The 26,678-nt window shown below is 70.3% G+C and carries 29 protein-coding genes; 10 read left to right on the top strand and 19 right to left on the bottom strand.

Annotated features, from left to right (window positions below):
• Positions 1-108: 108 nt before the first annotated feature.
• On the bottom strand, positions 109-1,473 hold the full coding sequence (locus J2X20_RS15870; RefSeq protein ID WP_310266493.1) for a cation:proton antiporter: 1,365 nt from the start codon (positions 1,471-1,473) through the stop codon (positions 109-111).
• A gap of 207 nt (positions 1,474-1,680) precedes the next feature.
• Between J2X20_RS15870 and J2X20_RS15865 the strand changes: the two genes are divergently transcribed.
• Genes J2X20_RS15865 through J2X20_RS15850 form a run of 4 tightly spaced genes read left to right on the top strand, consistent with a single transcriptional unit; the run spans position 1,681 to position 4,402 of the window.
• Positions 1,681-1,932, top strand: coding sequence for a type II toxin-antitoxin system Phd/YefM family antitoxin (locus J2X20_RS15865; RefSeq protein WP_310266491.1), 252 nt, complete (start codon positions 1,681-1,683; stop codon positions 1,930-1,932).
• A gap of 3 nt (positions 1,933-1,935) precedes the next feature.
• Positions 1,936-2,433 carry a PIN domain-containing protein gene (locus J2X20_RS15860; RefSeq protein ID WP_310266489.1) on the top strand — a complete coding sequence of 166 codons (498 nt, stop codon included), beginning with the start codon at positions 1,936-1,938 and terminating at the stop codon, positions 2,431-2,433.
• Positions 2,430-3,959, top strand: coding sequence for a tryptophan halogenase family protein (locus tag J2X20_RS15855; RefSeq protein WP_310266487.1), 1,530 nt, complete (start codon positions 2,430-2,432; stop codon positions 3,957-3,959). Before J2X20_RS15860 ends, J2X20_RS15855 begins: the two co-directional genes overlap by 4 nt.
• Positions 3,956-4,402: a GNAT family N-acetyltransferase gene (locus J2X20_RS15850; RefSeq protein ID WP_310266486.1), complete on the top strand. Its 447-nt coding sequence runs from the start codon at positions 3,956-3,958 to the stop codon at positions 4,400-4,402. Before J2X20_RS15855 ends, J2X20_RS15850 begins: the two co-directional genes overlap by 4 nt.
• On the opposite strand, the gene J2X20_RS15845 is transcribed toward J2X20_RS15850, so the two are convergent.
• From J2X20_RS15845 to J2X20_RS15805, 9 genes are all read right to left on the bottom strand, one after another.
• Complete coding sequence (locus tag J2X20_RS15845) at positions 4,399-4,929, bottom strand: arsinothricin resistance N-acetyltransferase ArsN1 family B (protein ID WP_310266484.1); 531 nt, start codon at positions 4,927-4,929, stop codon at positions 4,399-4,401. The two genes, J2X20_RS15850 and J2X20_RS15845, sit on opposite strands and share 4 nt — an antisense overlap.
• On the bottom strand, positions 4,926-6,113 hold the full coding sequence (locus J2X20_RS15840) for an MFS transporter (RefSeq protein ID WP_310266482.1): 1,188 nt from the start codon (positions 6,111-6,113) through the stop codon (positions 4,926-4,928). The genes J2X20_RS15845 and J2X20_RS15840 overlap by 4 nt, the downstream gene beginning before the upstream one ends.
• A gap of 2 nt (positions 6,114-6,115) precedes the next feature.
• Complete coding sequence (arsN2, locus tag J2X20_RS15835) at positions 6,116-7,960, bottom strand: arsenic resistance N-acetyltransferase ArsN2 (RefSeq protein WP_310266479.1); 1,845 nt, start codon at positions 7,958-7,960, stop codon at positions 6,116-6,118.
• On the bottom strand, positions 7,951-8,439 hold the full coding sequence (locus tag J2X20_RS15830) for a MarR family winged helix-turn-helix transcriptional regulator (RefSeq protein WP_310266477.1): 489 nt from the start codon (positions 8,437-8,439) through the stop codon (positions 7,951-7,953). Before J2X20_RS15830 ends, arsN2 begins: the two co-directional genes overlap by 10 nt.
• 115 nt (positions 8,440-8,554) lie before the next feature.
• Positions 8,555-9,217: an MIP/aquaporin family protein gene (locus J2X20_RS15825; RefSeq protein ID WP_310266475.1), complete on the bottom strand. Its 663-nt coding sequence runs from the start codon at positions 9,215-9,217 to the stop codon at positions 8,555-8,557.
• Positions 9,214-9,717 carry an arsenate reductase ArsC gene (locus J2X20_RS15820; protein ID WP_310266473.1) on the bottom strand — a complete coding sequence of 168 codons (504 nt, stop codon included), beginning with the start codon at positions 9,715-9,717 and terminating at the stop codon, positions 9,214-9,216. Before J2X20_RS15820 ends, J2X20_RS15825 begins: the two co-directional genes overlap by 4 nt.
• Positions 9,718-9,723: 6 nt before the next feature.
• Positions 9,724-10,053, bottom strand: a complete 330-nt coding sequence (locus J2X20_RS15815) for an ArsR/SmtB family transcription factor (RefSeq protein WP_310266471.1) — start codon at positions 10,051-10,053, stop codon at positions 9,724-9,726.
• A 55-nt stretch (positions 10,054-10,108) separates the two neighbouring features.
• On the bottom strand, positions 10,109-11,059 hold the full coding sequence (locus J2X20_RS15810; protein ID WP_310266468.1) for an extracellular catalytic domain type 1 short-chain-length polyhydroxyalkanoate depolymerase: 951 nt from the start codon (positions 11,057-11,059) through the stop codon (positions 10,109-10,111).
• On the bottom strand, positions 11,056-11,346 hold the full coding sequence (locus J2X20_RS15805) for a DUF2789 family protein (RefSeq protein ID WP_310266466.1): 291 nt from the start codon (positions 11,344-11,346) through the stop codon (positions 11,056-11,058). The genes J2X20_RS15810 and J2X20_RS15805 overlap by 4 nt, the downstream gene beginning before the upstream one ends.
• 199 nt (positions 11,347-11,545) lie before the next feature.
• On the opposite strand from J2X20_RS15805, the gene J2X20_RS15800 reads away from it, so the two are divergent.
• The gene (locus tag J2X20_RS15800; RefSeq protein ID WP_310266464.1) at positions 11,546-12,685 is read left to right on the top strand and encodes a mechanosensitive ion channel family protein; all 1,140 of its coding nucleotides are present in this window, start codon (positions 11,546-11,548) and stop codon (positions 12,683-12,685) included.
• Between the two features lie 3 nt (positions 12,686-12,688).
• Entirely contained in the window at positions 12,689-13,921 is a 1,233-nt protein-coding gene (locus J2X20_RS15795) for a potassium/proton antiporter (RefSeq protein WP_310266463.1), read from the top strand.
• Here J2X20_RS15795 and J2X20_RS15790 read toward each other — a convergent pair.
• The 7 genes from J2X20_RS15790 to J2X20_RS15760 all read right to left on the bottom strand — a co-directional run bounded on the left by J2X20_RS15790 (position 13,918) and on the right by J2X20_RS15760 (position 19,723).
• Entirely contained in the window at positions 13,918-14,307 is a 390-nt protein-coding gene (locus J2X20_RS15790) for a YybH family protein (RefSeq protein WP_310266462.1), read from the bottom strand. The genes J2X20_RS15795 and J2X20_RS15790 overlap by 4 nt on opposite strands.
• 34 nt (positions 14,308-14,341) lie before the next feature.
• Positions 14,342-15,268 (bottom strand): serine O-acetyltransferase EpsC, encoded by a 927-nt coding sequence (epsC, locus tag J2X20_RS15785; protein WP_310266460.1) that lies wholly within the window; start codon positions 15,266-15,268, stop codon positions 14,342-14,344.
• Positions 15,222-15,773 carry a hypothetical protein gene (locus J2X20_RS15780; RefSeq protein WP_310266457.1) on the bottom strand — a complete coding sequence of 184 codons (552 nt, stop codon included), beginning with the start codon at positions 15,771-15,773 and terminating at the stop codon, positions 15,222-15,224. The genes epsC and J2X20_RS15780 overlap by 47 nt, the downstream gene beginning before the upstream one ends.
• A gap of 5 nt (positions 15,774-15,778) precedes the next feature.
• Positions 15,779-16,540: a DUF899 domain-containing protein gene (locus J2X20_RS15775; RefSeq protein WP_310266455.1), complete on the bottom strand. Its 762-nt coding sequence runs from the start codon at positions 16,538-16,540 to the stop codon at positions 15,779-15,781.
• Between the two features lie 85 nt (positions 16,541-16,625).
• Positions 16,626-17,270, bottom strand: coding sequence for an NHL repeat-containing protein (locus tag J2X20_RS15770; protein WP_310266452.1), 645 nt, complete (start codon positions 17,268-17,270; stop codon positions 16,626-16,628).
• Between the two features lie 29 nt (positions 17,271-17,299).
• Positions 17,300-18,511 carry a helix-turn-helix domain-containing protein gene (locus J2X20_RS15765; protein WP_310266449.1) on the bottom strand — a complete coding sequence of 404 codons (1,212 nt, stop codon included), beginning with the start codon at positions 18,509-18,511 and terminating at the stop codon, positions 17,300-17,302.
• A 3-nt stretch (positions 18,512-18,514) separates the two neighbouring features.
• Positions 18,515-19,723, bottom strand: a complete 1,209-nt coding sequence (locus J2X20_RS15760; protein WP_310266447.1) for a PQQ-dependent sugar dehydrogenase — start codon at positions 19,721-19,723, stop codon at positions 18,515-18,517.
• Positions 19,724-19,819: 96 nt separating this feature from the next.
• Here J2X20_RS15760 and J2X20_RS15755 point away from each other — a divergent pair, with 96 nt between their 5' ends.
• From J2X20_RS15755 to J2X20_RS15745, 3 genes are all read left to right on the top strand, one after another.
• Entirely contained in the window at positions 19,820-20,404 is a 585-nt protein-coding gene (locus J2X20_RS15755; RefSeq protein ID WP_310266446.1) for a LysE family translocator, read from the top strand.
• Entirely contained in the window at positions 20,404-21,864 is a 1,461-nt protein-coding gene (locus tag J2X20_RS15750) for an aminotransferase-like domain-containing protein (RefSeq protein ID WP_310266444.1), read from the top strand. The genes J2X20_RS15755 and J2X20_RS15750 overlap by 1 nt, the downstream gene beginning before the upstream one ends.
• A gap of 94 nt (positions 21,865-21,958) precedes the next feature.
• Positions 21,959-24,274 (top strand): TolB-like translocation protein, encoded by a 2,316-nt coding sequence (locus tag J2X20_RS15745; RefSeq protein WP_310266442.1) that lies wholly within the window; start codon positions 21,959-21,961, stop codon positions 24,272-24,274.
• Positions 24,275-24,279: 5 nt separating this feature from the next.
• Here the strand turns inward: J2X20_RS15745 and J2X20_RS15740 are convergent, their stop codons facing one another.
• The gene (locus J2X20_RS15740; RefSeq protein WP_310266439.1) at positions 24,280-24,771 is read right to left on the bottom strand and encodes an MOSC domain-containing protein; all 492 of its coding nucleotides are present in this window, start codon (positions 24,769-24,771) and stop codon (positions 24,280-24,282) included.
• Positions 24,772-24,882: 111 nt separating this feature from the next.
• Here J2X20_RS15740 and J2X20_RS15735 point away from each other — a divergent pair, with 111 nt between their 5' ends.
• On the top strand, positions 24,883-25,575 hold the full coding sequence (locus J2X20_RS15735; RefSeq protein WP_310266438.1) for a hypothetical protein: 693 nt from the start codon (positions 24,883-24,885) through the stop codon (positions 25,573-25,575).
• A 137-nt stretch (positions 25,576-25,712) separates the two neighbouring features.
• Here the strand turns inward: J2X20_RS15735 and J2X20_RS15730 are convergent, their stop codons facing one another.
• Positions 25,713-26,456 (bottom strand): SDR family NAD(P)-dependent oxidoreductase, encoded by a 744-nt coding sequence (locus J2X20_RS15730; protein ID WP_310266435.1) that lies wholly within the window; start codon positions 26,454-26,456, stop codon positions 25,713-25,715.
• Positions 26,457-26,678: the final 222 nt, after the last annotated feature.

Raw genomic sequence — 26,678 nt, 5'->3', positions numbered from 1 at the left:
TCTAGCAAGGATCACGCCGGACCGCGGCAAAAAAACAGGGGCAGGCCTGCGGCCACGCCCCCTGCAAACGCCGCCGACACCTCAAAGCGGCGGCGTGGAGATCAAGGATCAGGCGGGATGGGCGGCGGTGCTGCCCGGGACGGCCTCCAGCTCGCCCGAGGCGCGCGCCTTGCGGCCATAGAAGATCTCGAACAGCGGCGTGGCCATCATGGTGGTCACCACGGCCATCAGCACCAGCATGGAGAACAGGGCCGGACCGATGATGCCCTTCTGCAGGCCGATGTTGATGATGATGAGCTCCATCAGGCCGCGCGAGTTCATCAGCGCGCCGATGCCCAGGGCCGTGCGGTTGTCCTCCCCGGCCATGCGGGCCGCCAGATAGCAGGCACCGAACTTCGCCAGCACCGACGCCACCAGCACACCGGCAGCGATCAGCAGCAGTTCAACCGAATTGATCATGTCCAGGCGCGTGTTCAGGCCCGAGTAGGTAAAGAACATCGGCAGCAGCAGGAGGACCGTGAGCGGCTCGACCTTCTTCTTCAGCTCGGCGGCGAACAGGCCGCGCGGCATGACGGCGCCGAGGATGAAGCCGCCGAAGATGGCGTGGATGCCGACGGCGTCCATGATGAAGGCCGAGGTGCAGAACGCGATCAGCGTGATGCCCAGCACCGTGTTGCTCATGTGGCCGTCGCGCTCGACCCTGCGGCCCAGCGGAGCCAGCAGCTTGCGGCCGAACAGCATGACGAAGGCCGCCCACAGCACGCCGCCACCGATGGCCAGCACGGCTACGCCGGGGCCTGCACCAAAGGCTGCCAGTACCAGGGCCAGCACGCACCAGGAGGCGGCATCGTCGAAGGCGCCGGCCGTCAGCGTCAGGGTGCCGAGCGAAGTGTTGGCCAGGCCCTGCTCATTGATGATGCGCGCCAGCATCGGGAAGGCGGTCAGTGCGATGCAGGCTCCCATGAAGAGCGTGGCATTCGTGGTCGAGATGCCTTCGGCGAACAGGCCCGGAATGGTCAGCAGGATGGGCGTGATCAGGAAGGCGATGAAGAAGGGCGCGGCGATGCCGGACACCGACACGCCGATGGCGCTCCTGGCCTTGGTGGCGAAGTGGTCCAGGCGCAGCGTTGTGCCGACCAGGAACATGTACAGGCCCACGCCGAGCTGGGCGCCGGAATACAGCACGCTGCGCATCTCCTTGGGGAAGATGGCCGCCTGCACGTCGGGGAAGAACAGGCCCAGCAGCGACGGGCCGAGGATGACGCCCGCGATCATTTCGCCGACGACCTGGGGCTGGCCGAGGAACTTGCGGCCGGCCCAGCCCACCACGCGGCAGGCCAGCATGATCAGCCCGAGCTGCAGGAAGAAGTGGACGCTGAAGTCGCCCGGCGCATAGGTCTTGGCGGCGGCCGCCGCCGCGGGGCCATGCTTGGCGAAGACGTCGCCCAGGATGGCAAGAAGGTCGAATTCCATGGGTGTTCCTGTTGATGTTCTTTGTCGTTGCACCGCACCGAGGGTCGGCATGTACAACGTTGTCTGCCTCTTTTGGTGAAAGCGCATTCACCGCGTAGAACACTTTGCCAGCCGGGTTTCTGGTGTCCATTGGGTCGAACCGATCCGAGCCTAGGTACCTACATCCCAATTGCGCGATTGAAGGTACGTAGGTACATTCTTCTCGCCATGAAGCTCCTCACCAGCCGCGAGTTCAACCGGGACGTCAGCCTGGCCAAGCGGGCCGCCCAGGTCGAGCCGGTGCTGATCACCGACCGCGGCCAGCCCACCCATGTGCTGATGAGCATCGGCGAGTACCGCCGCCTGACCGGCGAGGGCGAAAGCATCCTGGAGCTGCTGGCCATGCCCGAGGTGGTGGCGATTGACGCGGCCGATGCCGCGGCCGACGGGGCCTGGGACCACCGCGAGAACCTGGGCTGAACCATGTTCCTGCTCGACACCGGCATCGTTCTGGAACTGCGCAAGGCCAAGGCCGGCCAGTCCGATGCCGGCCTGGCGGCGTGGGCCGCCGGCCTGCCGCGGCACAAGCTCTTCATCTCGGCACTGAACCTGCTGGAGTTGGAGAACGCCGCCGCCCGCCTGGGCCGCAAGGACCGCGCCGCCGGCCTCGTCGTGCGCGACTGGATAGACAACCGCGTGCTGCCCGCCTTCGAGGGCCGCGTGCTGCCGGTGGACGCGGCAATAGTGCGCCGCCGCGCCCAGCTGCCCTATGCCAACACCCGCGACGGCCTGCTCGCCGCCACGGCCCTGGAACACGGCCTGACCTTCGTGACGCACCGCGTCTCGGCCTTCCGCGTCGGCCGCGTCAAGCTGCTCAACCCCTCCGGCTATGTCGCCCAGCCCAGCGAAGAGGACGAGGACTGGGCCCATGGCGCCCAGACCGGCCACCAGTGGCTGAAGAACCTCTATACGAGAGCATGAACAAGCGACGCATCCTTATCGTGGGAGGCGGCACGGCCGGCTGGCTGACCGCTGCCTACCTGGCCAAGGCCCTGAAGCTGTCCGAGCGCAGCCACCTCGAAGTGACGGTGCTGGAGTCGCCCGACATCAGCAGCGTCGGCGTCGGCGAAGGCACCTTCCCGACCATTCGCAGCACGCTGCAATTCCTCGGCATCGATGAAGCCCGCTTCATCCGCGAGACCTCGGCCACGCTGAAGCAGGGCATCCGCTTTGTCGACTGGGCGCGCACGCCCACCGCGGGCCAGCACCAGCAGTTCTTCCATCCCTTCGAGGCGCCCTTCTACACGGAGGACCTCAACCTCGTGCCCTACTGGCTGCTGCAGGACGAGGCCGCTCGCATGCCCTTTGCCGAGGCCATGACGCTGCAGGTGCGCGTCGCCGAAGCCCATCGCGCGCCCAAGCGCGCAGGCGAAGCACCTTACGCCGCGCCGCTGAACTACGCCTATCACTTCGACGCGCTCAAGCTCGCCAAGCTGCTGGCCGCGCGTGCGCTCGAACTTGGCGTCAGGCATGTGCAGGGGACGGTGACCGACGTGACGCTGGATGCAACGGGCGCCATCGCCCATCTCGACACCGCCCAGTTGGGGCGTTTCGAAGCCGAGCTCTACATCGACTGCACGGGCTTTCGCGCCGAGCTGATCGGCCGGGCCCTGGGCGCGAACTTCAAGTCGGTGCGCCACCAGCTCTTCGTCGATCGCGCCCTGGCCTGCAAGGTGCCGCTGGATGCCAACGCGGTGATGGAAAGTTCCACCATCGCCACCGCCCACGAGGCCGGCTGGCTGTGGGAGATCGGCCTGAACGGTGCGCGCGGCATCGGCTGCGTCTACTCCAGTGATCACCTCAGCGACGACCGCGCCGCCGACATCCTGCGCGACTACTGCGGCGCGGGCCACGAAGACTTGGGCGTGCGCAGCATCCCCTTCACGCCCGGCTACCGCGAGCAGCAGTGGGTCAGAAACTGCGTCGCCGTCGGCCTGTCGGCCGGCTTCCTGGAGCCGCTGGAGGCCACCGGCCTTGTCCTCATCGAGGCGGCCGTCGGCATGATTGCCGAGATGCTGCCGCACAGCGGCCCCATCCATGCACCGGCGCGGCGCTTCAACGAGCTGATGACGGCCCGCTTCGAGAACATCATCAACTTCCTGAAGCTGCACTACTGCCTGAGCCAGCGCCAGGAGCCCTTCTGGCGCGACAACGCCCAAGCTTCCACCATCCCCGAGCGCCTCGCAGGCCTGCTGGAGGAATGGCAGCTGCGCCCGCCAGGCCGTTTCGACTTCGTGCTCGACACCGAGACCTTCGCCTTCTTCAACTACCAGTACATCCTCTACGGCATGGGCTTCGCGACCGACCTCAGCGCCGGCCGCAGCGACTTCCCGCAGACAGCGGATGCCGACAAGCTGTTCGCCAAGATCCAGCGCTTTGCCGACCGCGCCATCGCCGACCTGCCCAGCCACCGGGCGCTGATCCAGCAGATCAACGCGGGGCGGTGAACTCGAGCTGGTCCCTCAGGCCGGTGCGGGCCGACGACGCCGCACAGGTTGCCGCCCATGGCTGCTACCGCGATGACGACGCTGCGCGTCGGCCGGGCTATGCAGCCTGGGTGTGCCCACGCATCCAGGCTGGCCTCTATGTCGGCTGGTTTGCCGTGCAGGGAGATGCCGTGGTCGGCGGCGCCGGAGCGGTACTGCTGGATTGGGGCCCGACACGAGCCAACCCGGGTGGCCAGATGGCGCGCATCGTCAACGTATTCACCGTGGATGCCTTGCGTGGCTGCGGCATCGCACGCGAGCTGCTGCAGGCCGTCCTGCGTCAATGCGAGGAGCGGGGCGTGCGCGAATTCAATCTCGGCGCGACGCAGCAGGCGCGCGGCCTGTACCGCTCGCTGGGTTTCGAGGACTACGCGGCGGAAATGCGGCGGCGGGTCGCGACCTAGCCCATGAAGAGTTTCGGCGGAGCGGGCTCACCGGGCTCACCCAGCGCCTTCTGCCACCAGCCGACGTCGCGCCATGCGCCGTGCTTGAAGCCGACGCTGCGGTACACGCCGATGGGCTGGAAGCCGACGGCCTCGTGCAGGCCCACGCTGCCCGCATTGGGCAGGGCCACGCCCGCGAAGGCCTGGCAATAGCCCAGCTCGGCCAGCAGCGGCAGCAGCTTCCCGTACAGCGCCCGGCCCACGCCCCGGCCGCGCATGTCTTCGCGCACGTAGACCGTGGTGTCGACCGACCATTGATAGGCGGCGCGTTCGCGGTGCTTGCTGGCATAGGCATAGCCGCAGACGGTGCCGGCGGCGTCCTCGGCGACCAGCCAGGGCAGGGCGGCCAGCGTCTTCTCGATGCGCGAGCGCATCTCGGCCGCATCGGGCGGCTCGGTCTCGAAGGAGATCGTCGTGTGCTGCACGACGGGGCGGTAGATGGCGGCGACGGCGGCTCCGTCGTCGGGGGTGGCGGTGCGGATCTTCAAGGGGAGGTCTCCACGGTTTCAGCAAGGGTGCGGGCCGGCACCCGGATCAGCAGCAGGGCCGCCAGGGCGCTCAGGGCGAGGGCGGCGGAGAACCACAGCACGCGCGTGCCCAGGCCGGCCAGCAGCAGGCCGAACAGCCAGGGCGACAGCGCCTGGGCCAGGCGCGCCGGCAGCACCAGCAGGCCCTGGCGCTGCCCATAGCCCTGCGAGCCGAACAGCGCCAGCGGCAGCGTGCCCTTGGCAATCGTCAGGATGCCGTTGCCCGCGCCATGCAGCAGTGCAAAGGCGGCCACGGCCGGCGCGCCCAGCACCGCCAGCAGGGCCGCGCCGAGCGGGTGCATCAAGGCCGCAGCGCGCGCCGAATGCAGGGGATGCAGATGCCGCAGCAGGCCGAACTCCAGCAGCCGCCCGGCCACCTGGGCCGGCCCGACCAGGGCACTGACGAGGATGACGGCCGTGGGCGCCGCGCCCACCGCGCTCAGCAGCCGCGGCAGATGGGCCGCCATGGCCGTGCTGATGAACCAGCTCACCGCAAACACCCAGGCCAGCAGGGCCGCCGTCAGCGCCGGCGGCTTGCCCGACGCGCCTGTCGTCGTGTCGGTGGCGGCCGCAGCGGTGGTGGGCAAGGCGCGCGGCAGCCATGCATTCAGTGGCAGGCCCAGGACCAGATGCAGCCCGGCCCAGGCCCAACAGGCGCCGCGCCAGCCGAAGGCGTGCTCCAGCGCGGCCGTCAGTGGCCAGCCGACGGTGCTGGCGAAGCCGGCGATCAGCGTGATGCCGGTGATGGCTCCGCGCGCCTCCTGGCCGTACAGGCGCACCAGCGAGGCAAACGCGGCCTCGTACAGCCCGCTGCCCATGGCCACGCCCATCACCAGCCAGGCCGCGAACAGGCCGATGGGTCCGCTGGCCAGGGCCATGGCGGCCAGGCCCAGCGCGAACAGGCCGCTCGTCGCCATCAGCACCGGCCGGCCGCCCCAGCGGTCGATGCGCCGCCCCGAGTGGGGGCCGACCAGGGCCGACACGACCAGGGCCACCGAGAAGGCCGCGAACACCGTGGGTTCGGCCACGCCCAGCTCGGCCGCCATCGGCCGGGCCAGCAGGGCCGGCAGGTAGTAGGACGAGGCCCAGGCCAGGGTCTGGGCGGTGCCCAACGCGGCGACGACGCGAACGCGGCTGCCGGCCATCGTCAACCGCAGCAGCGCGAGGCCCGCGGTTCGGTTTCGGGCAAGGGCTTGGGCCCGCAGCTCCGCTTGGGCGCGGCCACGGCCACCGGTTCCGGCGCCGGACCGCAGCAACTGCCCGCAGCGCCCTCGGCCGCCAGGCTGACCGAGCACACCCCCGTCTCCGGCAGCTCCAGCTCCACCCGATCCGCCGCCACTCCATCGCCGGCGATGGCGGCGACGACGGAGCGCGCCTGCTCGAAGCCGGTGGCCATCAGGAAGGTCGGCGCGCGGCCATAACTCTTCACGCCGACGGTGTAGAAGCCCGGCTCGGGGTGGGCCAGTTCGCGATGGCCATGCGGGCGCACCGTGCCGCAGCTGTGCAGATTCGGATCGATCAGCGGGCCCAGGGCCTCGGTCGATTCCAGCCACGGGTCGAGCTTCAGGCGCAGCTCACTGGTGATGGTCAGGTCGGGGCGTTGGCCGGTGGCGCAGATGATTTCGTCGATGCCATCCACGACGACTGGCTGCTGCTTCGCATCGAGCCCGTGCACGCGCAACTGCTCGCCCACGCGCTCGATGCGCGTGACGCGCAGACCGCCGAAGAACTCCAGCGCGCCGCCATCGCGCAGCCGGCGCAGCGAGGCGCCCAGGGCACCGCGCGCGGGCAAGGCGTCCGCATCGCCGCCGCCAAAGACGCGCTGCAGGGCGGGTGACCGGACCGCCCACGCGAGCTGCGTGCCCGGTGATTGCCTGGCCAGTTCGGCCAGGGCCAGCAGCGCGTTCGCGGCGGAGTGGCCGGCGCCGACGACCAGCGTGCGCCGGCCTTCATAGCGGCTGCGCAGCGAGCCCGCCACGTCGGGGATGCCGTAGAAGATGCGGTCGCGCGCCTGGGCCTCGCCGATGGCCTGCAGCCCGTTGGCGCCGATCGGGTTGGGCTGGTTCCAGGTACCGGTCGCATCGATGACGGCGCGGGCGCGCAGCTCCTGCACCTCGCCGTCCTGCGCGTAGCGAACCAGGAAGGCCGCCTGCTCGCGGCCGGCGCTCTTGACCTTGTCGAAACCCTCGCGGCTCACCGCGAGCACGCGAGCACCCAGCTTGATGAAGGGCGCCACCTCGGGCAGGGTGGCAAAAGGCTGCAGCACGCGCTCGACGATCTCGCCGGCGCGCGGCAGTTCGGCAGCCGGCGGTGCGGTCCAGCCGGTCGGTGCCAGCAGCCGGGCCATGGCGTGGTCGATGTCGTATTGCCAGGGCGAGAACAGCTGCACATGGCCGTAATCGCGCAGGTTGGCACCGACTTGCTCGCCAGCTTCCAGCACCACGAAGGGCAGGCCGCGCTCCACCAGCTGGGCCACCGCGGCCAGGCCGACGGGGCCGGCGCCCAGCACGGCCGCGGGCAGGCCGGCATCGGCGACTGGCGCGTCGCGCAGTGCCAGCGTCATCAGCGCCGCACAGGCCGGGCAGGCGCCCTGGAACTCGGCCGAGGCCTTCAGCGCCTGCGGGGCATCCTCGATCTTGATGCGCTTGAAGCCGTACTGCGCAAAGTACTCGGGCGCGGTGACCGTCAGCAGGTAGAGGGCCGAGATGTCGCGCAAGCGGGCTTCCTGCAGCAGGCGCTCGACGAGCAGCCGGCCTATGCCCTGCTTTTGCAATCCGGGCGCGATGGCGACCGAGCGCAGCAGGGCGACGGAGCCGTAGACCTCGGCACCGGCGCAGCCGACGACTTCGCCACCGCTGACGGCAAGCAGATAGGTGGACAGATGCGCCTGGGCGCCCTCGGTGGGCAGCTTGTTGGCCAGCAACAGGGCCTGGACGGCGGGCCAGTCGGAGGCGCCGGCCTGGCGCAGCGAGATATTCGGGTTCAGCAACATGATTTGGAATCCTGGGTGGGCTCCTTCGGCTCTGGCGGCAGGCAGCACATCGCTGCGGCGTCTTCGCGCAAGGCCTTCAGGAGGGTCAGCAAAGAGGTTTCGACGGCGTCACGCTCCCGCGGGCTCAAGGCGGCCAGCAGGGATTCGGCGTGGTCATCGAGGCTGCGGTTCAGCTCATGGACGGTGCGCTCGCCGTCGGCGGTGAGCGTGACGAGCCAGCTCCTTGCGTCTTGCGGGTTCGGCTCCTTGCTCACCAGCCCACGGGCTGCCATGGCCTCCACGGCACGCGACACCCAGCTCTTCTCCAGGCTGACCCGCGTGCCCAACTCCGACAGCGGCAGCGGCCCGGCGCGGCCCAGCTCGGTCAGCAGATGGCATTGGGTGCTGGTGGTGCGGCAGCAGTCGGCCACGACGCGCTGGGCGCGGGTGTAGATGCGGGCGACTTCGCGCAACAGGCTGCCGGCGGAGGATTCGGACATTTGGATGTGAATAGCAACTATCTGGGCGCATGGTCGGGTCCGAAGTCTTGGTTGTCAATAGCAACTACCTGGGTCAAAGAAACGGGGCCGTGGCCCCGTGCCGTTCGCGCCTTGCTCAGGCCGCGCGTGGAGCCTTGGCCTGCGAGAGCAGCCGGTCGACGACGACGGCCAGTGCCGCGCCGACCAGTTCGGCGGCGACAAAGCCCGGCGCGCTGGCTGGCGCAATGCCGGCAAAGCTGTCGCTGAACATGCGGCCGAACACGGCGGCCGGGTTGGCGAAGGAGGTCGACGCCGTGAACCAGTAGGCCGCGCCGATATAGGCCGCCACCATGGCCGAGGCGCGGCCCGCCGGTGCGCGCAGGATGACGAGCAGCAGGCCGAAGGTCGCGACGCCCTCGGCGATCCACTGGCCGGTGCCGCTGCGCAGCTTGGCCGAGAACTGCAGGAGGCTCATGTCGAACATCGCGTGCGCCAGCCAGGCGCCCAGCATGGCGCCAACGAGCTGGGCGGCGACATAGGGCAGCAGGGCGGCCACCGCCAGCTCGCCGCGCCACGCCATGACGGCACTGACCGCCGGGTTGAAGTGGGCGCCGCTGATGGGGCCGAAGACCTCGATCAGCACATACAGCCCGCCCACGGTGGCCAGGGTATTGGCCAGCAGGGCGAGGGCGATATTGCCGCCCGACAGGCGCTCGGCCATGACGCCGGAGCCGATGACGACGGCCAGCAGCAGGGCCGTGCCAAGGCCTTCGGCCAGGAGTCGGCGCTGCAGGCTCATGACTTCGAGATCGCGACGAGGGCCTGCTGCAACTCGGCTTGGCCCATCGTGGCCAGCGGCAGGGCCAGCAACTGCAGCATGCGATAGCCGATGGCCTGGCGCGTCAGCTCGAAGGCGCGGCGCCTGCCTTCGTCGCCACCCTCGGCGTTGGACGGGTCCGGGTAACCCCAGTGCACCTTCACCGGTTGCCCGCCGCCGCCAAAGAACACCGGGCACTGCTCGGCCGCGGCGCTGTCGCAGACGGTGATGACGATGGACAGCGGTGCGGCGCCAGGCGTCGTGAACTCGTCCCAGCTCTTGCTGCGGGTGCCGGCCGTGTCGACGCCGGCGTTGCGCAGCGCCTCGATGGCCAAGGGATTGATGCGGCCGCTGGGCGCGCTGCCGGCGCTGTGGGCCTGCACGTCCTTGCCGAGCTTGCCGGCCCAGTGGTTGAGCATGCCCTCGGCGAGGACGCTGCGGGCGGAGTTGTGGGTGCAGAGGATGAGGACGTGGGTGGTCATGGTCGTTCAGCCGCAGCAAGGGACGCTGGCGCCGCTCGGCACGGCGCAGGCCGCGCCCTGGCAGCAGTTCTCGGTCAGATAGCCCAGCAGACCGTTCATCTGCTCGTAGTGGGCGCGGTAGATCAGGTTGCGGCTGGCGCGCTCCTGGGTGACGAGGCCGGCGTTGACCAGCTCCTTCAGGTGGAAGGACAGCGTGGCCGGCGCCACGCCCAGGCCTTCCTGAATGGCCCCGGGCGTCAGGCCCGCGTCCCCGACGACGACGAGGGCGCGGAACACCTGCAGGCGCAGCGGCTGGGCCAGGGCGGCCAGGGCCTTGACGACGGCTTGTTCATCCATGATTCCATTATTATCGAATTATCGGATGAAGCGCAAGCGCCGCGCCCAAAGCCGGTCAATGCGGCGGCCCGAACTGCCGCGCGACGAAGCGCCACACCATGCGCGACGCGTCCGGCCCGTTGGCGTCGCTGAAGCGCTGGCGTGCCGCGCCGCCGCTCCAGGCATGGCCCAGGCGGTCCACTTCCACCAGCGTGGCCACCACTTCGCGCGCGCGCTTGTACTGCGTCACCCGCATCGGATAGCGCTTGCCGCGGCGCTGTTCCTGTGCCGGCTCCTGCTGCGCGCCCGCCGCCTCGGACCACATCAGCGCCGCCGAGCCGGCATTGCGGGCCGACACGACACGGTCGGCATCGCCGTGGATGACCATCAGCGGCGGCCAATCGCGCCTGGCGCCGGTGGGCAGTGGCTGTCGCCAGCCCTGCATGGCACGCACGGCCGACGTGGGCGTGCTGGCGGCCCCGGGCGGCACGCCCGAGTGCATGACCAGGGCCTTGAAGCGATCCGGGTAGCGCGTGGCCAGCAGGGCGGCCATGCTGGCGCCGGCCGACAGCCCCGCCACGGCGACGCGCTCGCGGTCGGCTGAGAACAGCATGCAGCTCTGGTCGACGGCCTTCATGATCCAGGCCGCCTCCGCGAAGGCACGGCCTGACTGGGTCTCGAACCAGTTCCAGCAGCCCTGGGCGTTGCACAGCCGGGGCTGCTCCGGGTAGAGCACCAGGAAGCGCTCGCGCGTGGCGACGGCATTCATGCGCGTGCTGTCGGCAAAGCTCTTGGCATCCTGGTGGCAGCCGTGCAGCATGACGAGCAGCGGCAACTTCTCGCCAAAGCGCACGCCTGCGGGGCGGAACAGGTAGTAGCGGCGCGGCCCGTCGGTTGCCATCACCAGGCCCATCAGCCAGCTGCCTGCGCCAGAGGGTGGCCGGTGGCGCTCGCGCAGCGGCTGGACGACCTGCTTGAAGAGGGCGGCGTTGCGATTGAACAGCGCCGACCAGGAGGGCTGCCTCATCCGCCCGCGCTGTCGTTCGCCGCCTGCGCCAGTTCGGCCGGGTCCGGATGCTCGCGCAGCAGGGCGTTGAGCTGGTCGATCTGCCCGCACCAGTCGCCGTCGTCCTGATGCCATTGCTCGCGGATGAAGGCCACCTGGCTGGCGTTCCAGAACGGCGCCTCCGACAGGTTCAGCGTCTGCGGCAGCGGGCGGTGCAGGCGGATGAACTGCTTGATCTCGGCCGGCGAATCCGGCAGGCCGAGCTGGCAGAACAGGGCCGGCAGATCATGGTGGGTGGTGGTGTCCATGGCGCGTCCTCTCACGGGCGGTCGGTGATGAGCAGAACTTAGCCGGCGCCGCTGCCGCCCGGTGTCAGCCGACACCCCGTCCGGCGCCGTCCGGCGCCCCCCTGTCAGCCAAGGCCCACAGTCCCCGCTGCCGCCGGCTGACAGACCGACGGCCTCTCGCCGCCTACCGTCTGTGAATGAAGATCGAAGGAGTCTCTCGATGACCTGGACCGAGCTGATCGCCCGTGCCGAGGCCGCCTGGCCCGACGTGGGCTGGACCGACGTGCTGCCCGCCGTGCTGGCCGGCGCCCTGACCCTCATCGTCATCAAGCTGGGCCTGCGCTTTGTCGTGCAACGGCTGCGCAGGCTGTCTCAGCGCACCAGCAGCACGCTGGATGACGGCCTCGTCAGCGTGCTGGAGCGCACCAATGGCGCGTTGATCTGGATCGTGGGCCTGCTGGTGGGCCTGAACATGCTGCCGCTGGACGACCGCTGGCATGGCCGCGTGTCCCAGCTGTGGTTTGCCGTCGTGGCCCTGCAGCTCGGCCTGTGGGCCCAGCAGGCCGTGGCCCAGGTGCTCACCGCCCAGCAGAGGCGCCACGGCGGCACGGCGGCGCTGTCGGCTTCGGCCACCCTGCTCAGCTGGGGCCTGCGCGGCGCCCTGTGGGTGGTGGTGGTGCTGGCCGTGCTGTCCAACCTCGGCGTCAACATCACGGCCTTCGTCGCTTCACTGGGCATCGGCGGCATCGCCCTGGCCCTGGCCGTGCAGAACATCCTCAGCGACCTGTTCGCGTCCCTGGCCATCGCGGTGGACAAGCCCTTCGAGGTGGGCGACTCCATCACTGTCGGCGATGTGACCGGCACGGTGGAGCGCGTGGGCCTGAAGACGACGCGCATCCGCAGCCTGGGCGGCGAGCAGATCGTCATGTCCAACGCCGAACTGCTCAAGCGCACCGTGGCCAACTTCAAGCGCCTGCAGACGCGCCGCGTGGCCTTCACCTTCGGCATCACCGCCGACGCTTCTGCCGACGACGCGGCCGCCGTGCCGCCGCTGGTCAAGGCGCTGATCGAGGCCGATCCCAAGCTGGAACTGGTGCGGGCCCACTTCAAGGGCTTTGGCGAGAGCGCACTGAACTTCGAGGTCGTCTACCGCGTCAACGACCCGAGCTACGACGTCTACATGGACCACCAGCAGGCGCTGAACCTGGCGCTGATGCGTGAGTTGGAGCAGCGCGGCATCCGCCTGGCGTTCACGACCAACACGGTGAACGTCGTCGGCCTGCAGGCCCCGGCCGCACCCGCGGTGCCCCGCAAGGGCTCATCGCCCGATGCGCCCGACATCATTCCCGCCGCAGGCTGATCCGTGATCCACAGCGCCGCCGCCGGCCCCGAGTTGCTGACGGCGGCCATTGCGGCCCTGGTCATCATCGCCATCGCCGGCGCCCTCTACACCCACCGTCTGGGCCTGTCGCATCTGCTCGTCTTCATGGCGGTCGGCATGCTGACCGGCGTGGACGGCCCACTGGGCCTGCCCTTTGATGACCACCGGCTGGCCGTCACTGTCGGCAATCTGGCGCTGGCCCTCATCCTCTTCGACGGTGGCCTGCGCACGCGCTGGAACGAGGTGCGCCGCGCCATGCTGCCGGCCAGCCTGCTGGCCACGCTGGGCGTTGCAGTCACGGCGTCCATCGTCGCCGGCATCGCGAAGCTCGTCTTGGACATGCCCTGGACCGAAGGGCTGCTGCTGGGCGCGGCCGTGTCGTCCACCGACGCCTCGGCCGTGTTCGCGCAGTTCAGTGCCAGCAAGCTGAACCTGGAGCCGCGCCTGGCGGCCACCATCGAGGTGGAATCGGCCCTCAACGACCCCATGGCCATGGTGCTGACCATCGGCCTGATCACCTGGCTGACGCCTTTCGGCCAACCGGGAGACGCGCAGGTGAACAGCCTGCTCGACCTGCTGCCGCTGCTCGGCGAGCAGCTCGGCCTGGGGCTGCTGGTGGGCGCGCTGGGCGGCCTGCTGGCGGCCTGGTGGGTGAGCAAGCTGCCGGTCACCGACGATCACGACGGGCTGATGGCACTGCTGATGGCCGCCCTGGGCTTTCTGCTGTTTGCCATCACCAACCGCTGCGGCGGTTCGGGCTTCCTGGCCGTCTATGTCGCCGGCCTGCTGGTGCGCCACCGCGCCGAACGGGCAGCCACGCTGAGCCTGCCCGGGTTGAACGGCTACACCTGGCTGGCGCAGGCGGTGCTCTTCCTGCTGCTGGGCCTGCTGGTCACGCCGCACGAGGTCTTGCGCCTGATTGGCCCGGCCCTGCTGCTGGCCGCCGGCCTGATGTTCATCGCCCGGCCCGCGGCCGTCATGCTGTGCCTGACGCCGCTGGGCTTTGGCTGGCGCTCGCAGTGCTTCGTGGCCTGGTCGGGCCTGCGTGGTGCCGTGCCCATCGTGCTGGCCACCTATCCGGTGCTCGCCGGCCTGAAGGACGGCTGGCGCTTCTTCGACGTGGCCTTTGTCGTCGTGCTGCTGTCCCTGCTGGTGCAGGGGCCGACGCTGGCGCCGCTGGCGCGCTGGCTGGGCCTGAATCGGCTCGAAGACTAGGACACGGGCGCCAGCAGGTTGGCGTCGCGCGCCAGCTTCCAGCGGCCCTGGTCCCGGCGCAGCACGGTCAAGGTGTGGCCTTCGCGGCGTGTTGGCGGCGAGCCGTCGAGCGGCGTCATCGTCACGCTCAAGCGGCTGCGCATGAAGGCCCAGTCACCCATCAGCTGCACTTCCAGGATCTCGCTGTGGCCGTCGAACTTCGGCGCCTTGCCGCGAGCCTGGCCCTCGGCGGCCTTGGCGAAATCGGTCTTGGTCATGGGCGCGCGGCCCGGGGTCAGGAAGACGGCGTCGTCCGTCATCAGGGCGAGCACGGTGGCGGTGTCGCCCTCGCGCGTGGCATCCATCCAGGTCGCGACCAGGTCGCGGATGGCTTGTTCATCGCTCATGCTTTCACCTAGCGCGCCAGCGGCGCGCACTGTTTCAGGTTGTGCCGGCGAGGGAGTCCGCCTGCGTGACCAAGCTGCCCGGTGCGACGCTGCGCGTCAGCCAGACATTGCCGCCGATGACGGCGCCACGCCCGATGGTGACACGTCCGAGCACGGTGGCGCCGGCGTAGATGACAGCCTCGTCTTCGACGATGGGGTGGCGGGGCTGGCCCTTGACGAGATTGCCGTCGCCGTCGGTGGGGAAGCTCTTGGCGCCCAGCGTGACGTTCTGGTAGATGCGCACACGCTCACCCAGGATGGCGGTCTCGCCGATGACCACGCCGGTGCCATGGTCGATGAAGCAGCCGCTGCCTATCGTGGCGCCGGGGTGGATGTCGATGCCGGTGTCGGCATGGGCCAGCTCGGCGATGACGCGCGAGATCAGCGGCAGGCCGAGCTTGTAGAGCTCATGGGCGATGCGGTGGCTGATCAGGGCGCGCACGCCGGGGTAGCACAGCAGCACCTCGTCGACGCTGCGCGCCGCCGGGTCGCCCTGGTAGGCGGCCAGCACGTCGCTGTCCAGCAGCACGCGCACCTGCGGCAGGGTGCGCAGGAAGCGGCTGGCCAGTTCGGCGGCGGCTTCGAGGCTGGGAGCGTCGTCACCGCGCTGGCGGGCGTCGTGGCGTAGCTCCAGCGCAGCCTGCTGACGCAGCGTCGTCATGGCCGCGCCGAGGGTGTGGCCGACGTAAAAGTCCTCGTGCTGAGGCTGAAGCGTCGGCGGCCCCAGGCGCATCGGAAAGAGGGCGCCCGACAGGCACTGCACCATGCCGGCCAGCAGCTCGCGCGAGGGCAGCTCGCGGCCGTCGCCGCCGCGGCGATGCGCCTCGCGCCAGCGCCTGCGTTCGTTGCGCAGGGCCTCGACGACGGCCTGCAGTTCATCGGCCGGCGCGGGCGTTGACGGGGGAAGGGGTGCTTGGGTCATGGCGGGCGCCGCGCAGGCGTTGGGCAAGGGCGGCCAGTATAGAAATCCACCTTTTCCCCACGAGGGCGAGGGCCGCCGTCACGGCCAGCATGGCCGCCATGTGCACGGCCACGGCGGCCAGCGCCAGCAGCACGGAACCCGAGGCCGTGATCTCGCGCGCTGGCGAGGCGCTCAGGCAGATCGGCACCAGGGCCGGCACCAGCATCATGCCGCTGCCATGGGCGCTGGCCACCAGGCAGGACCACAGGGCCAGGCCGGTCTTGGCGTGTCGCAGCACCAGCGCGAGCAGCAACAGGGCGCCGCAGCCCCATTGCCCGGCACTCATGGAGCCGCCGAAGGCCACCAGCAGCGCCACGCCGCCGACGGCCGCCGCATGCCCGAGCGCGATCGGCAGCAGGGCCGAGCGCGCGTCACGCGAACAGGCCGCGAGGCCCCAGCCGGTGGCGGGGTTGAGCCCGTGCAATGCGCCAGCACCTGCCAGGGCGAGCCAGGGCCAGATGCTCATGACGTTCAGGCCTTGGCGCCGCCGCAGCAGGCCGCCGGTGCGGGTGCGGCCGACTCGTAGCGGTCGTGGTGGCGCACCCACTCCATCGTGTAGCTCAAGGCCCCCTCGTCGCGGCCCTTGGGCGTCAGGTCGATGAGGTTGTAGGTCCCCATCATCACTTCCACGCCGCGGCCGAAGGTCGAGTAGGTGTGGAAGACCTGGCCGGCCTCGTCCTTGCAGAAGATGCTGATGCCGGGCGCCTCCTCGTTCGGGAAGGGCGTCATGTGGAAGTTGTAATAGACGGCGCCGTCGACGCGGTCGGCCGGCGTGAAGCTGACGTGGAAGTCGCGGTTGAAGTCGTTGCCGTGGGACGAGGCCCAGGCGAACTGCCAGCCCATGCGGCGCTTGAAGGCCTCGATCTCGGCCAGCGGCGCGCGCGACACGGCCAGCAGCGTGATGTCGCGCTGGGCCAGGTGGGGCGCCATGCCGTCGAGATGGTCGGCCATGAAGGAGCAGCTCTTGCAGCCCTGCTCCCAGCCGGGGGCGAGCATGAAGTGCTGCACCAGCAGCTGGCGCCGGCCCTGGAAGAGCTCGCTGAGCTTGCGCGGGCCGGCGGGCGTGTCGAAGACATAGGCCTCGTCGTCCAGACGCACCCAGGGCAGGGCGCGGCGCTCGGCGGCGATGCGGTCCTGCTGCTGGGTCAGTTCCTTCTCGCGGGCCAGCAGGGCCTTGCGTTCGGCGATCCAGCGGTCGCGGCTGACAACGGGGTGGGGGGCGGGGGCATTCATGGTGGGGAACTCCTTGGGGTGGTGAAGGCAATGCAGCGGCTCCACCCGGGACCGGGTGGTTGTCTGCTCAGGGGGAAATCAGCGCTTAGGCGCGCTTGGGTCGGCGAACAGCTCTGACCTTGCCGGTGCCGCCGCCGCCGGCGTAGAAGAGGTCGGCGCCGTCGGATTCGAGGCCGCTGACATTGGTGCCGGCGGGCATCTGCAGGCTTTGCAGCACGGTGCCGTCGGCGGGGTCGATGCGGCGGATCTCGCTGGCGTCTTCCTCCCAGGTGCCGTGCCAGAGCTCGCCGTCGACCCAGGTCACGCCGGTGACGAAGCGGTTGGACTCGATCGTGCGGCGGATGGCACCGGTGGCCGGGTCGATCTGGTAGATCTTGCGTTCGCGGTAGTGGCCCACCCACAGGCTGCCCTCGGCCCAGGCCAGTCCCGAGTCGCCGCCCTGGCCGGGCGCGGGAATGGACGCGACGACCGCGCCGCTGCTCGGGTCGATCTTGTCGATGCGGGCCTCGGTGATCTGGAACAGATAGTGGCCGTCGAAGGCCGTGCCGGCGTCGGCCGGACGGTCTATGCGCCGCTGCGGCTCACCGCTGACCGGATCGAAAGCCAGCAGGGCCGGGCCGGTCGCGGCCCAGACGCAATGGCCGTCATGGGTCACGCCGCCGACCTTGTCGACGCCCTCGAAGGGACCATATTCACGGACGATTTCTGCGGGACGGGATTCGATGCTCATGGCGGTGTGCTCCTTGCGATGGCTCAACCTTAGCCAAGCGGCAGCGCGGCGGGGAGTAACAAGATCGTCGTGAATCCGGTCAGCGGTGGTGCCAGCCAGCGCCGCGCCCGCGTCTGGCCGATGGCGCGCACGCGCCCCAGAGCCTCCAGCTCGGCCAGTTCGCGCTGCACATTGCGCTGGCTTTCGCCCAGCGCGAGCGCCAGGGCTGAGGTGGACCAGGCCGCGCCGTCGGCCAGCAGGGCCAGCAGTTCGCTGGCCTCGCCTTCCATGGGTGGGGCGAGCACCGCCACACCGGGTGCGCGCAGCGCAAAGCCGCGCGCGGTGGCCTCGATGCCGGCGACGGGCTTGATGAGGGCGCGCAGCCGGCCGATCTCGACGCGCAGCCGCGCCCGGTGGGTCTCGTCGGCCTCGCGGATGCGAAATGCACGGGCGATCAGTGCGTCGCGCTCGGCCTCGCCCGGTGCCGCTTCGGCCAGGGTGCGCAGCAGCGTGAACAGGATGGGGCGGCGCGCCAGGTCCAGCGTCCACGCCCCGGCGCGCAGGCGATGGCGGCAGGCGTCGACGACCAGGCTGCCCGAGTCCATCAGCGCGGCCACGTCCTGCAGGCGCAGCGGCTGCCATTCGCCATCGACCAGCCGGCGCGCGGCGGTGCGCTCCAGCGTGGCGGCGGCTTCGTCGACTTCGGCCTGCAGGGCCGGCACACCACTGCGCAGGGCCGCTTCTTGTGCACGTGCGAGAGCGGTGCGCACGTCGGCCAGGCGCAGCGATCGAAGTGCCAGCTCGGCCGTGGCCAGGGCCGCGACGGCGGCGGGCAGGGGCGGCAGGGCTTGGCCGTCCAGCGGCGCGAGCAGGGCTGCGGCCTCATCGAGGCGACCGAGCAGCAGCTGCCGGCGCGCCGCAATCAACCGGGCCTGCAGGGCATTGCTGCGGTCACCACGCGCTTCCAGCGTGGCCATGGCGGCTTCCAGCGACCGCGGCGAAGCGCCGAGGTCGCGCAGGGCCAGGGCGACCTCGGCTTCCGCGACGACGCAGCGCGCCCGCGCCAACGCCTCATGGGGGCCGAAGCCCTGGGCCGCGCGCTTGAGCAGCTCGCGGGCGCGCGCCAGCTCGCCGAGCTGGGCCATGGCGATGCCGCGCAGGGCCAGGGCCGGTGGGTCCTCACGCAGGGCCACGCGCTTGAGCGCCGCCAACGCATCCCCGGCGGCCAAGGCGCGGGCGGCGGCGGAGATCAGCGAGTCCACGGTCTACTTGCCGGTCCGTGGCGCGAGCAACAGCAGGTCGCCGTTGCGGTCCTCGGTGATCCACAGCCGCCCCTGCTCGTCCTGGTCGACGTCGGTGGGTGCGCCCATGGGGTGCTTGCCCTTCAGCGCATCCCAGCCGTCGATCAGCGGCAGCGCCTCGCCCGCGGGTTGGTGCTTGTTGTCGTCGAAGCGCCAGGCCATCAGGCGGTGGCCGCTGGGCTGGTAGCCGTGCCAGGCCATCACGAGGCTGCCCTGCCATTTGGCCGGCCCGGCGTTCTTGTAGAACAGCATGCCCAGCGGTGCGGCATGGGCCGGGATCAGCCTGGCCGGCGCGGTGAAGTCCTGGCAGCTCTTGGCGCCGTAGCTCTTGTCCAGCACGTCGTTGCCGGTGCAGTGCGGCCAGCCATGGTGCCTGCCGGCTTCGACGCGGTTGAGTTCGTCGGGCGGCGAGCCCTTGTCGTATTGGTCGCCGGCCAGCGTGTCGCGGCTGTTCTCGGCCTGCCAGAGCTCGCCGGTTTCGGGGTGGATGGCCAGACCGACGGAGTTGCGCAGGCCCCAGGCCAAGGGCCGACCCTCCCAGGCGGTGGCGTTCTTGGGCGTGTACTTCCAGACTGCCGCCCAGGGCGCCTTGCCACCGGTCTGCGGGCAGCCCTTGTCGGTGCCGGCCTCGACGCCGTCGAAGGCCTCGCAGTGGTCGCTTGGCGAGCCGACGTTGACGAAGAGCTCGCCGGCCGCATTGACGACGAAGGATTTCAGCGGGTGGCGGCCCTGGGCCGGCAGCTCGGTGATGAAGGGGCTCAGTTTTGCGGGGTTCAGCTCGACCAGGCTGATGCGGTGAGTCTCTGCCAGCATGATGCGACCGGCGGAGTCCTTGCGCAGGCCGTGCGGCCGGTCCAGCCCCTTGAGCAGCACCGTCACCTTGAAGGGCTTGCCGGGCTCGCGGTTCAGCTCCAGCAGGCGGCCGCGGCCGGGGTTCCAGTTGCCCATGTCGGTGACGAGCAGGCGGTTGGGGCCGAGGGCCAGCACGCCGCGCGGGCGACCCAGGTTGGAGGCGGCCAGCGCCAGGCAGAACTCGGGCGCGACCTGCAGCGAGGTGATGGCGGGTAGGCCGTCGCACTGGCCCTGGGTGCGGTAGGCGGGCGGCTCCGCCCAGGCGGGGATGCCCAGCAGGGCAGCGATGGCGCAGAGGCTGCGGCGAAGGGAGGCGGTCATGCGGCCATTGTGTCGGTCCGCACGCTGATACAGCGCGCCGCGCGGCGCCCCAGGCTGTAGCTTCACGCCATGGCGGTCAGCCGCTGCAATCGCGGCATGAACGAGATGCTGCCCCTGCTGGCCTATTGCGCCCTGATGTCCGGCACGCCCGGGCCCAACAACATGATGCTGGTGGCCAATGGCGCCCACTACGGCTACCGGCGCACGCTGCCGGCCATCCTGGGCATCAATACTGGCGGCGCGGTGCAGACCTTTGTCACCTGCATGGGTCTGGGGGCGCTGTTCGTCGCCTGGCCCGTGCTGCATGAGGCGCTGAAGCTGGCCGGCACCCTCTACATGCTGTGGCTGGCGTGGAAGCTGGCCGTGGCGCCCGCAGCGAGCGACCGGCCGCCTGAGCGCCTGAAGTTCTCGCAGGCGGCCCTCTTCCAGGCCGTGAACCCCAAGAGCTGGGTGAAGGCGGTGACGATCGCGTCGGTCTTCATGCCGACGCAATGGAGCGTGGCCTCGGGCGCCCTGTTCGTCAGCGCCGTCGGCGCCGTCATCGGCTTCCCCTGCATCTCGATGTGGGCCCTGTTCGGCGTGGGCATCGGCCGCTTCCTGTCGAGCCCGGCCAGGCGGCGGGTGTTCAATACGATGATGGCCGTCTCCCTCGCCTTGCTCGCTCTCCTTTTGCTGCGCTGATGTTCTCCCTGGACCGCGACTCCTCCATCCCGCTGGCCGAGCAGATCGAGCTGCGCCTGCAGGCCTTGATCCACAGCGCCCAGCTGCCGCCCGGCGCGCGGCTGAACTCCATCCGCCAGCTGGCATCGAGACTGGGCGTCAGCCCCAATACCGTCGTTGTCGCCTACGACCGCCTGGTGGCCGCCGGCGTCATCGATTCGCGCGGCACGGCCGGCTTCTTTGTCGCCGAGGGGCCGCCTGACGTCATGCCCGATGCGGCCCGTGTCGAGGCCGGCGAGGAGCAGGAGGCCGTCTGGCTGGCCCAGCAGGCCAATGACCAGCGCTCCGGCGTGCTGCTGGCCAGCAGCGGCGCCCTGCCGGCGACCTGGCTGGAGGAGGCCATCCCGGCCGCCGCCGTGCAGCGCGGCCTGGCGCGGGCCCATGCGGGCATGGCCTCGCGCTGCCCGCCCCAGGGCCTGCCCGAGCTGCGCGAGCGCATCGCCACCCTGCTGCGCAGCCAGGGCATGGCGGTGGACGCCGGCCGCATCCTGACGACCTATGGCGGCACCCAGGCCATCGACCTGATCTGCCGCGCCTTCCTGCGCCCGGGTGACTCGGTGGCCGTCGAGACGCCGGGTTATTTCCTGCTCTTCGACCGCCTGCGCCAAGCCGGCGTCAACATCGTGCCCATCCCGCGGCGGCCCGATGGCATCGATCTGGAGGCGCTGGACGCGGCCTGCACGCGGCATCGGCCGCGCCTGCTCTTCATCCAGAGCGTGCTGCACAACCCCACCGGCTGGGGCAGCACGGCGGCCAATCTGCATCGCGTGCTGATGCTGGCCCAGCGCCACGACTTCCTCATCGCCGAGGACGATGTGCAGGGTCATTTCCACCCCGGCGCGCCGACCCGCCTGGCTCAGCTCTCGGGTCTGGAGCGCGTCATCTACTACTCCAGCGTCTGCAAGGCCATGAGTCCGGCCCTGCGCCTGGGCTATCTGGCCGCCGAGCCGGCGCTGCTGAAGGCCTTGATGCGCGAGAAGATCATCTCGGTGCTGACGACCTCGGCCCTCAATGAGTTCGTGCTGCTGGAAGTGCTGGCCGCCGGCCGCTGGCGCAAGCACCTGGACCGCCTGCAGCAGCGCCTGGCCGTGGCGCGTGGCCAGGCCACCCAGCAGCTGCGCCAGGCCGGCGTGCTGCTGGAGCACCCGGGCGAGGGCGGCCTCTTCCTGTGGGGCGCGCTGCCGGCGGGTGTGGACGTGGACAGCGTCGTGAAGGAGGCCTTTCGCAACGGCATCCTGCTGGTGCGCGGCGCCACCTTCGCGGCAGACGGTGCGCACGATCCGCATATCCGCTTCAATGTCGCCTTCAGCCAGCAGCCGCGGCTGGCGAGCTTCCTGCAGCAGCAGTTGAGTGCGGCCACCAGCGCCCAGGCGGCGGTGGAGAGGGCGCGCACGCGGATGACCGCGGGTGGCGGCGTGTGAAGCTTCACCATGGGACTTGAACGGGCCGGGGCCGTCATGCGGCCGCGCTAAGCTGCCTGCAAACGCCGCGTTCAAGCGGTATGCAGGGGGAAGAATGAAGCAATGGTTGGCCTGCGCCTTGGGCCTGGCTTTGGTGGCCTGCGGCGGTGGGAGTGGAGACAACGGGCCGGCGCCGGTGCCGGACTCGGTCGTCAAGGCGGCGTCGCTCGCCGAGTTGCAGGCCTACTCGACGCCGGCCACCCGGAAGGCCGAATTGCGCTGGACGGACTGGGTGGAGGGCGAGACGGGGTTCCGGGTCGACAAGTCGGTCAACAACGCCTGGGCGCCCGTCGCGACGCTGCCGAGCACGCCGGGCGGCTCGCTGTTCGGCGCGCCCAACACCTGGACGGGCCCGCTGGATGCGCAGCCCACGTCCTACCGCGTGGTGGCCTTGCTGGCCGACGGCCGGGAGGTTGCCCTGAAGGCCCTCTCGGGCGCGGCGGAGCTGAAGCTGGGCGTGCCGCCCGAGATGGCGGCCACCGCCATCGCGCTGGACCAGCCCGAGCCGGTCAGGGGCAATGTGAAGCTCAGCGTCGCGGGGGCGCCCGCCGGGGCCGTCTCGGCGCGCTTCACCACCAACCAGCCCTACTCCCAGGTCGGTCCGGTCTCCACGGCCGGCCCGAAGTTCGAGACCTCATGGAGTGCCGGCACTGAGGCCGAAGGCGACTACCAGGTCAAGCTGCAGTTGCAGTACGCGCCGGGCAGCTTTGTCGAGCTCGAGCGCACCGTGGCCGTTCGCAACCAGGACCTCTGGGCCAGCTTTGTCAGCAACATCGGCAATGACGCGGCGCGGATCACGGTCTACGTGATCCCATCCAGCCGGTCCGGCGCACCGCTGGTATCGGCCAGCCTGAGCGTCGACGGCAAGCCCGTCGGCATGCTGGACAAGACGAGCTGCCACGTCGTCACCGTCGGCAGCGCCTGCGTGCAGGCCTTTCTCTTCGATTTCCCTGGCTTTGACTACGAAGTGGGCCCGCATGTGCTGCAGGTGGCGCTGGCCGACGCGAATGGCCAGCGGGCTCTGGTGACGGGCCGCATGGTCAAGGCGGCGCCGTTGAAGGTCACGCTGACCAGCCCGTTGCAGAGCCGCTTCACGACGGGCAAGGTCGACGTGCGTGGCGAGATGACGGGTGATCCCAGCTACTCGGGCACTCTCAAGGTGCTGCTGCGCTACCCCGACCTCAGCGAGCGCGTGCTGCTGGAGCGCAGTGGCTACGGCCCTTTCAGCGCCGACATCGACATGACCGGCCTGCCCGATGGTCGCTACGACATCTCCGCCACCGGTTTTCCCACGGTCAAGTCGGGCGGCATCGCCACCGCCTCGGCAGCCGTGTTGTGGCAGGCCAGGCCGGCCATGGCCTATGAGCGGGTCAGGGATCTGCCCTTCAAGGGCTTCCTGACGGCGTCCGGCGCCGGTGGCGTGCTGCTCGACAACAACTTCACGGCGGAATGGGTCGTCCCTGGCGCCATGCCGGCGGGCGTCGTGCTGCCGACGGCCATCTCCACCAGCGAAGGCCAATGGAAGTTCGCCGGCAACCGCTGGCTGGCTCGGGCCGTGGGCGGTGGCACCACCGTCTACGCCTGGCAGGCTGACGGCTCGCGGCAGGCGGTCTCCAATGGCAATGCCGGCGCGTTCTCGGCGGCGGGCACCCTGGCCGGCTGGCTGCAGGACGTGGGCGGGCAATCGACGCTGTGGCTTTCCAACCTGGCAACCCCGGCGCCGGTGGCCATCCCCTTGAGCGGCGGCGCCATGACAGTCCTGGAGAACGAGGGCGCCGGTCTTTCCCTCGGGCTGGGCACGGGCGGCAAGGTCGTTGCGGCCTATGCGGCCGTGCAGCGCAGCCTGGTGGACGGGGTCAAGGCCTCGGCGGTGTATGTCTACGACGAGGCCAGCCACACGCACCGCCGCATCTCCGCCGAGGGCAGCATCGCGAGCCTGCCGGTGACCGATGGCAGGCGTGTCGCCTGGGGCGTGGCCGCCCTGGCCAACACCCAGCCGAGCGAGTTGTGGCTGGCGCCCGCGGACGGCAGCGGCCCGTCAACGCGGCTGTCCTCGTCGCTGTCCGGCGCGCCCCAGTGGGCCGATGACCTGCTGGTGTGGAGCGAAGCCCTGGGCGGCAGGACCTTCGCGATCAAGGCCTGGCATGATGGCGCGACGACGACGCTGCGGACCGAACTGGGCGCCGTGGTGCTCGCCGTCGGTGGCGGCGCCGCAGCCTATTCGGCTGGGAGCCGCCTGTACGTATGGACGCCCGCCAAGGGCGAACGGCTGGTGCACAGCGTCGGCGATTTCGACAGCGCCGCCATCGCCGAAGGCTGGCTCTATTTCACCGCGGGCTACCCGACGACCCTGTACCGGGTGCAGCTCTAGAACGGTCAAGCCACGCTCAACATATCTCCGACGCGGATGGCGCCGCCCTCCAGGATGCGCGCCGTCATGCCCCCATGGCCGCGCATCGCCGCGTAGCCGCCCGGACCGATGACCTCCTCCATGCGCGAGCAGGGCGCGCAGGGGCCGACGATCTCGATCAGGGCCGCGCCGACGCGCACCTTGGCGTTCTTCAGCGTCAGCAGGTTGATGCCGGAGATGACGAGGTTGCGGCGCAAGTCGACCGGGTCAATGGGGGCGCTGCGCGCGAACGCGGCGATCAGTGGCAGGTGTTCCTGCTGGATCAGCGTGACCTGGCGCGTCGACAGCTCGGCCTCGCCGCGCTGGCCGAGGCGGTCGTCGGCCAGGCCAATGCCGGCCAGCGCCGTCGTCTGCTCGACGAGGCGGGCCCGTTCGCGCGGCGTGGCGCGCACGACGATGGCTTCGACGCGGCCCTGGATATGGGGCGGCGGGGTCATGAGGTCGCGGAGGGTCTTCATGGAAACACATTAGGCCAGCCGAGGCCCGCAAAGTTCACGGACGCCCGCTGCAGCGCCGTCAAGCCGCGGGTCATCTCGGCCGAAGATGGGTTCACTGCTGGAGTGTCTGCCGTGCCGCGTCGTTTTCTTGCCGTCCTCGCCCTTGCGGCTGCCGCGCTGTCCCCGGCCGCCCACGCCGCCGACCTGACTGCGCTGGAAATGCGCTGGCTGCAGGGCATCGCGCCCGTGGTCGGCCATGCCCGCCAGGTGCTGGGCCTGCCGCTGGACATCGTCGTGCAGCCCCAGGATTCGCCGGGCGTCGCGCCGCTGGCCCTGGGCTTTGTCGAGGGCCGCTGCAAGCTGGTGCTGTCCATGCGCGGCAACCCCGAAGGCCAGCGCCAGGTCGACGCCATCGACCCGGCCCTGCTCGGGCCGACGCTGGAACTGATGGCAGCCCACGAACTGGGCCACTGCCGCCGCTATCTCGACGGGGCCTGGCATGGCATGCCGGCCGGCTTCGTCGCCGCCAAGGCGCCGGACGGCCTCAGCGCCGATCTGCAGCAAGCCTGGCTGGACATGCGCTCCACCCGCCGCGAGGAGGCCTACGGCGATCTCGTCGGCCTGGCCTGGACCCGCGCGCGTCATTTCGAGCTCTATGCCCGGCTGCAGGCCTGGCTGGTGGCCGAGCGCTCGGCGGATCTGGTTCCCGGCAGCCACCATGACACCCTGGCCTGGCTGGCCCTGGCGCGCGATCCCGCCGCGCTGCAGGGCCGCACGATGTTCGAAGCCGCGGACCGGCTCTGGGCCAGCGGCCTCAGCGACTGAAGCCGGGCACTGCGCGCCTGCCAAAAAAGCCCAGCGGCCCTGAAGGCCGCCGGGTTGGAACGCCTGGTGTGCACCTCGCACCCTGGCAACTGCAGTGCCGCATGATACTGGTTATTTGTACAGTGTCAGACGCCGGGTCAATGAGCCTGCGGCAGCGGCTCGTCGTCGCGGGTCTGGCGCGCCGCCGCTTGGGGCGCGGGCCAGAGCGTGCGCAGCCTTTCGACGGCGGCCCCTTCCTGCAGGCCTTCGGCGAGCAGTTGGGCCACGCTGGCAATGAATTGCGGCCGGGCGACTTCCTGCGGCGTCGCATGCGCCCGGCTGACGCGCTCGGCGCGTGAGGGGACGGCGACGTCGATCACCTCGATCGAGGCGCTGACCCAGCGCTTCCTGACCGACATCACGCAGGCCGGCGCACCGTCCGCCATGGCCAGGCGGGCCGAGCTTGCCGCTGCACCCGGCGGCGCAAACACCGGCCCCACGGACACATTCATGACTGAGCTGTGCGCCCGCTTGCGAAAGTGGGGCAGCAGGGCGCCGGTCAGTTGCTGCACGCCCAGCCGCCGGGCCTCCAGCTTTTCGCCGCTGTCGTCGGCGTCCAGCAGCGCATTCAGCCCCGGCAGGTGCTTCACCGGGAAGGCGATGGCGATGTTGACGAGCATGTTCAGGCCAGGGCAGCCGGCCGCGACCTGCTCACTGAAGCCGGCGACGTTCCAGGGGTTGGACAGATCCAGGTCCAGGACGCGCAGGCCCGCGCCGGCGGCGCCCGGCCGCTCAGCGAGGATGATGACCTCGTTGCCCAGCCGGTGCAGCAGCTCGGCCAGTCCGCGCCCGATGCCGACATCGCCACCTGCGACCAATATGGTGTTGCCTTGCATCCTCATTGCGACCTCCTTGCACGAAGGCCCGCATTGAATCGGCAGGCGGCGAAATTCAGCAGCCAAATCCGGTCATGTCATTGCACGATTCGCCCATCGGGCGACTCATCGCGGCAGGCCCGGATATGCGACCCAGGGCCGATAGCCCAAAACCACCAGGCTCTTGCACGATTCAGTCATTTCGGACGAGTTCAAGCCGCAAGCCCTTGAGCCGGCCGGGCGCCGCAG

The sequence above is a fragment of the Roseateles saccharophilus genome, from assembly GCF_031458095.1.
GTDB classification, from domain to species: domain Bacteria; phylum Pseudomonadota; class Gammaproteobacteria; order Burkholderiales; family Burkholderiaceae_C; genus Pelomonas; species Pelomonas saccharophila_A.
This window is presented reverse-complemented; position numbering and strand designations above follow the sequence as displayed.

What these genes read in the sequence shown, in the direction of transcription:
- epsC (WP_310266460.1), bottom strand. Translation starts at nt 15,268, where the DNA reads ATGACCCAAGCACCCCTTCCCCCGTCAACGCCCGCGCCGGCCGATGAA.
- J2X20_RS15780 (WP_310266457.1), bottom strand. Translation starts at nt 15,773, where the DNA reads ATGAGCATCTGGCCCTGGCTCGCCCTGGCAGGTGCTGGCGCATTGCAC.
- J2X20_RS15755 (WP_310266446.1), top strand. Translation starts at nt 19,820, where the DNA reads ATGAACGAGATGCTGCCCCTGCTGGCCTATTGCGCCCTGATGTCCGGC.
- arsN2 (WP_310266479.1), bottom strand. Translation starts at nt 7,960, where the DNA reads ATGTTGCTGAACCCGAATATCTCGCTGCGCCAGGCCGGCGCCTCCGAC.
- J2X20_RS15740 (WP_310266439.1), bottom strand. Translation starts at nt 24,771, where the DNA reads ATGAAGACCCTCCGCGACCTCATGACCCCGCCGCCCCATATCCAGGGC.
- J2X20_RS15825 (WP_310266475.1), bottom strand. Translation starts at nt 9,217, where the DNA reads ATGAGCCTGCAGCGCCGACTCCTGGCCGAAGGCCTTGGCACGGCCCTG.
- J2X20_RS15750 (WP_310266444.1), top strand. Translation starts at nt 20,404, where the DNA reads ATGTTCTCCCTGGACCGCGACTCCTCCATCCCGCTGGCCGAGCAGATC.
- J2X20_RS15775 (WP_310266455.1), bottom strand. Translation starts at nt 16,540, where the DNA reads ATGAATGCCCCCGCCCCCCACCCCGTTGTCAGCCGCGACCGCTGGATC.
- J2X20_RS15865 (WP_310266491.1), top strand. Translation starts at nt 1,681, where the DNA reads ATGAAGCTCCTCACCAGCCGCGAGTTCAACCGGGACGTCAGCCTGGCC.
- J2X20_RS15815 (WP_310266471.1), bottom strand. Translation starts at nt 10,053, where the DNA reads ATGGATGAACAAGCCGTCGTCAAGGCCCTGGCCGCCCTGGCCCAGCCG.
- J2X20_RS15800 (WP_310266464.1), top strand. Translation starts at nt 11,546, where the DNA reads ATGACCTGGACCGAGCTGATCGCCCGTGCCGAGGCCGCCTGGCCCGAC.
- J2X20_RS15745 (WP_310266442.1), top strand. Translation starts at nt 21,959, where the DNA reads ATGAAGCAATGGTTGGCCTGCGCCTTGGGCCTGGCTTTGGTGGCCTGC.
- J2X20_RS15870 (WP_310266493.1), bottom strand. Translation starts at nt 1,473, where the DNA reads ATGGAATTCGACCTTCTTGCCATCCTGGGCGACGTCTTCGCCAAGCAT.
- J2X20_RS15840 (WP_310266482.1), bottom strand. Translation starts at nt 6,113, where the DNA reads ATGGCCGGCAGCCGCGTTCGCGTCGTCGCCGCGTTGGGCACCGCCCAG.
- J2X20_RS15760 (WP_310266447.1), bottom strand. Translation starts at nt 19,723, where the DNA reads ATGACCGCCTCCCTTCGCCGCAGCCTCTGCGCCATCGCTGCCCTGCTG.
- J2X20_RS15730 (WP_310266435.1), bottom strand. Translation starts at nt 26,456, where the DNA reads ATGAGGATGCAAGGCAACACCATATTGGTCGCAGGTGGCGATGTCGGC.
- J2X20_RS15830 (WP_310266477.1), bottom strand. Translation starts at nt 8,439, where the DNA reads ATGTCCGAATCCTCCGCCGGCAGCCTGTTGCGCGAAGTCGCCCGCATC.
- J2X20_RS15770 (WP_310266452.1), bottom strand. Translation starts at nt 17,270, where the DNA reads ATGAGCATCGAATCCCGTCCCGCAGAAATCGTCCGTGAATATGGTCCC.
- J2X20_RS15810 (WP_310266468.1), bottom strand. Translation starts at nt 11,059, where the DNA reads ATGAGGCAGCCCTCCTGGTCGGCGCTGTTCAATCGCAACGCCGCCCTC.
- J2X20_RS15790 (WP_310266462.1), bottom strand. Translation starts at nt 14,307, where the DNA reads ATGAGCGATGAACAAGCCATCCGCGACCTGGTCGCGACCTGGATGGAT.
- J2X20_RS15805 (WP_310266466.1), bottom strand. Translation starts at nt 11,346, where the DNA reads ATGGACACCACCACCCACCATGATCTGCCGGCCCTGTTCTGCCAGCTC.
- J2X20_RS15855 (WP_310266487.1), top strand. Translation starts at nt 2,430, where the DNA reads ATGAACAAGCGACGCATCCTTATCGTGGGAGGCGGCACGGCCGGCTGG.
- J2X20_RS15820 (WP_310266473.1), bottom strand. Translation starts at nt 9,717, where the DNA reads ATGACCACCCACGTCCTCATCCTCTGCACCCACAACTCCGCCCGCAGC.
- J2X20_RS15860 (WP_310266489.1), top strand. Translation starts at nt 1,936, where the DNA reads ATGTTCCTGCTCGACACCGGCATCGTTCTGGAACTGCGCAAGGCCAAG.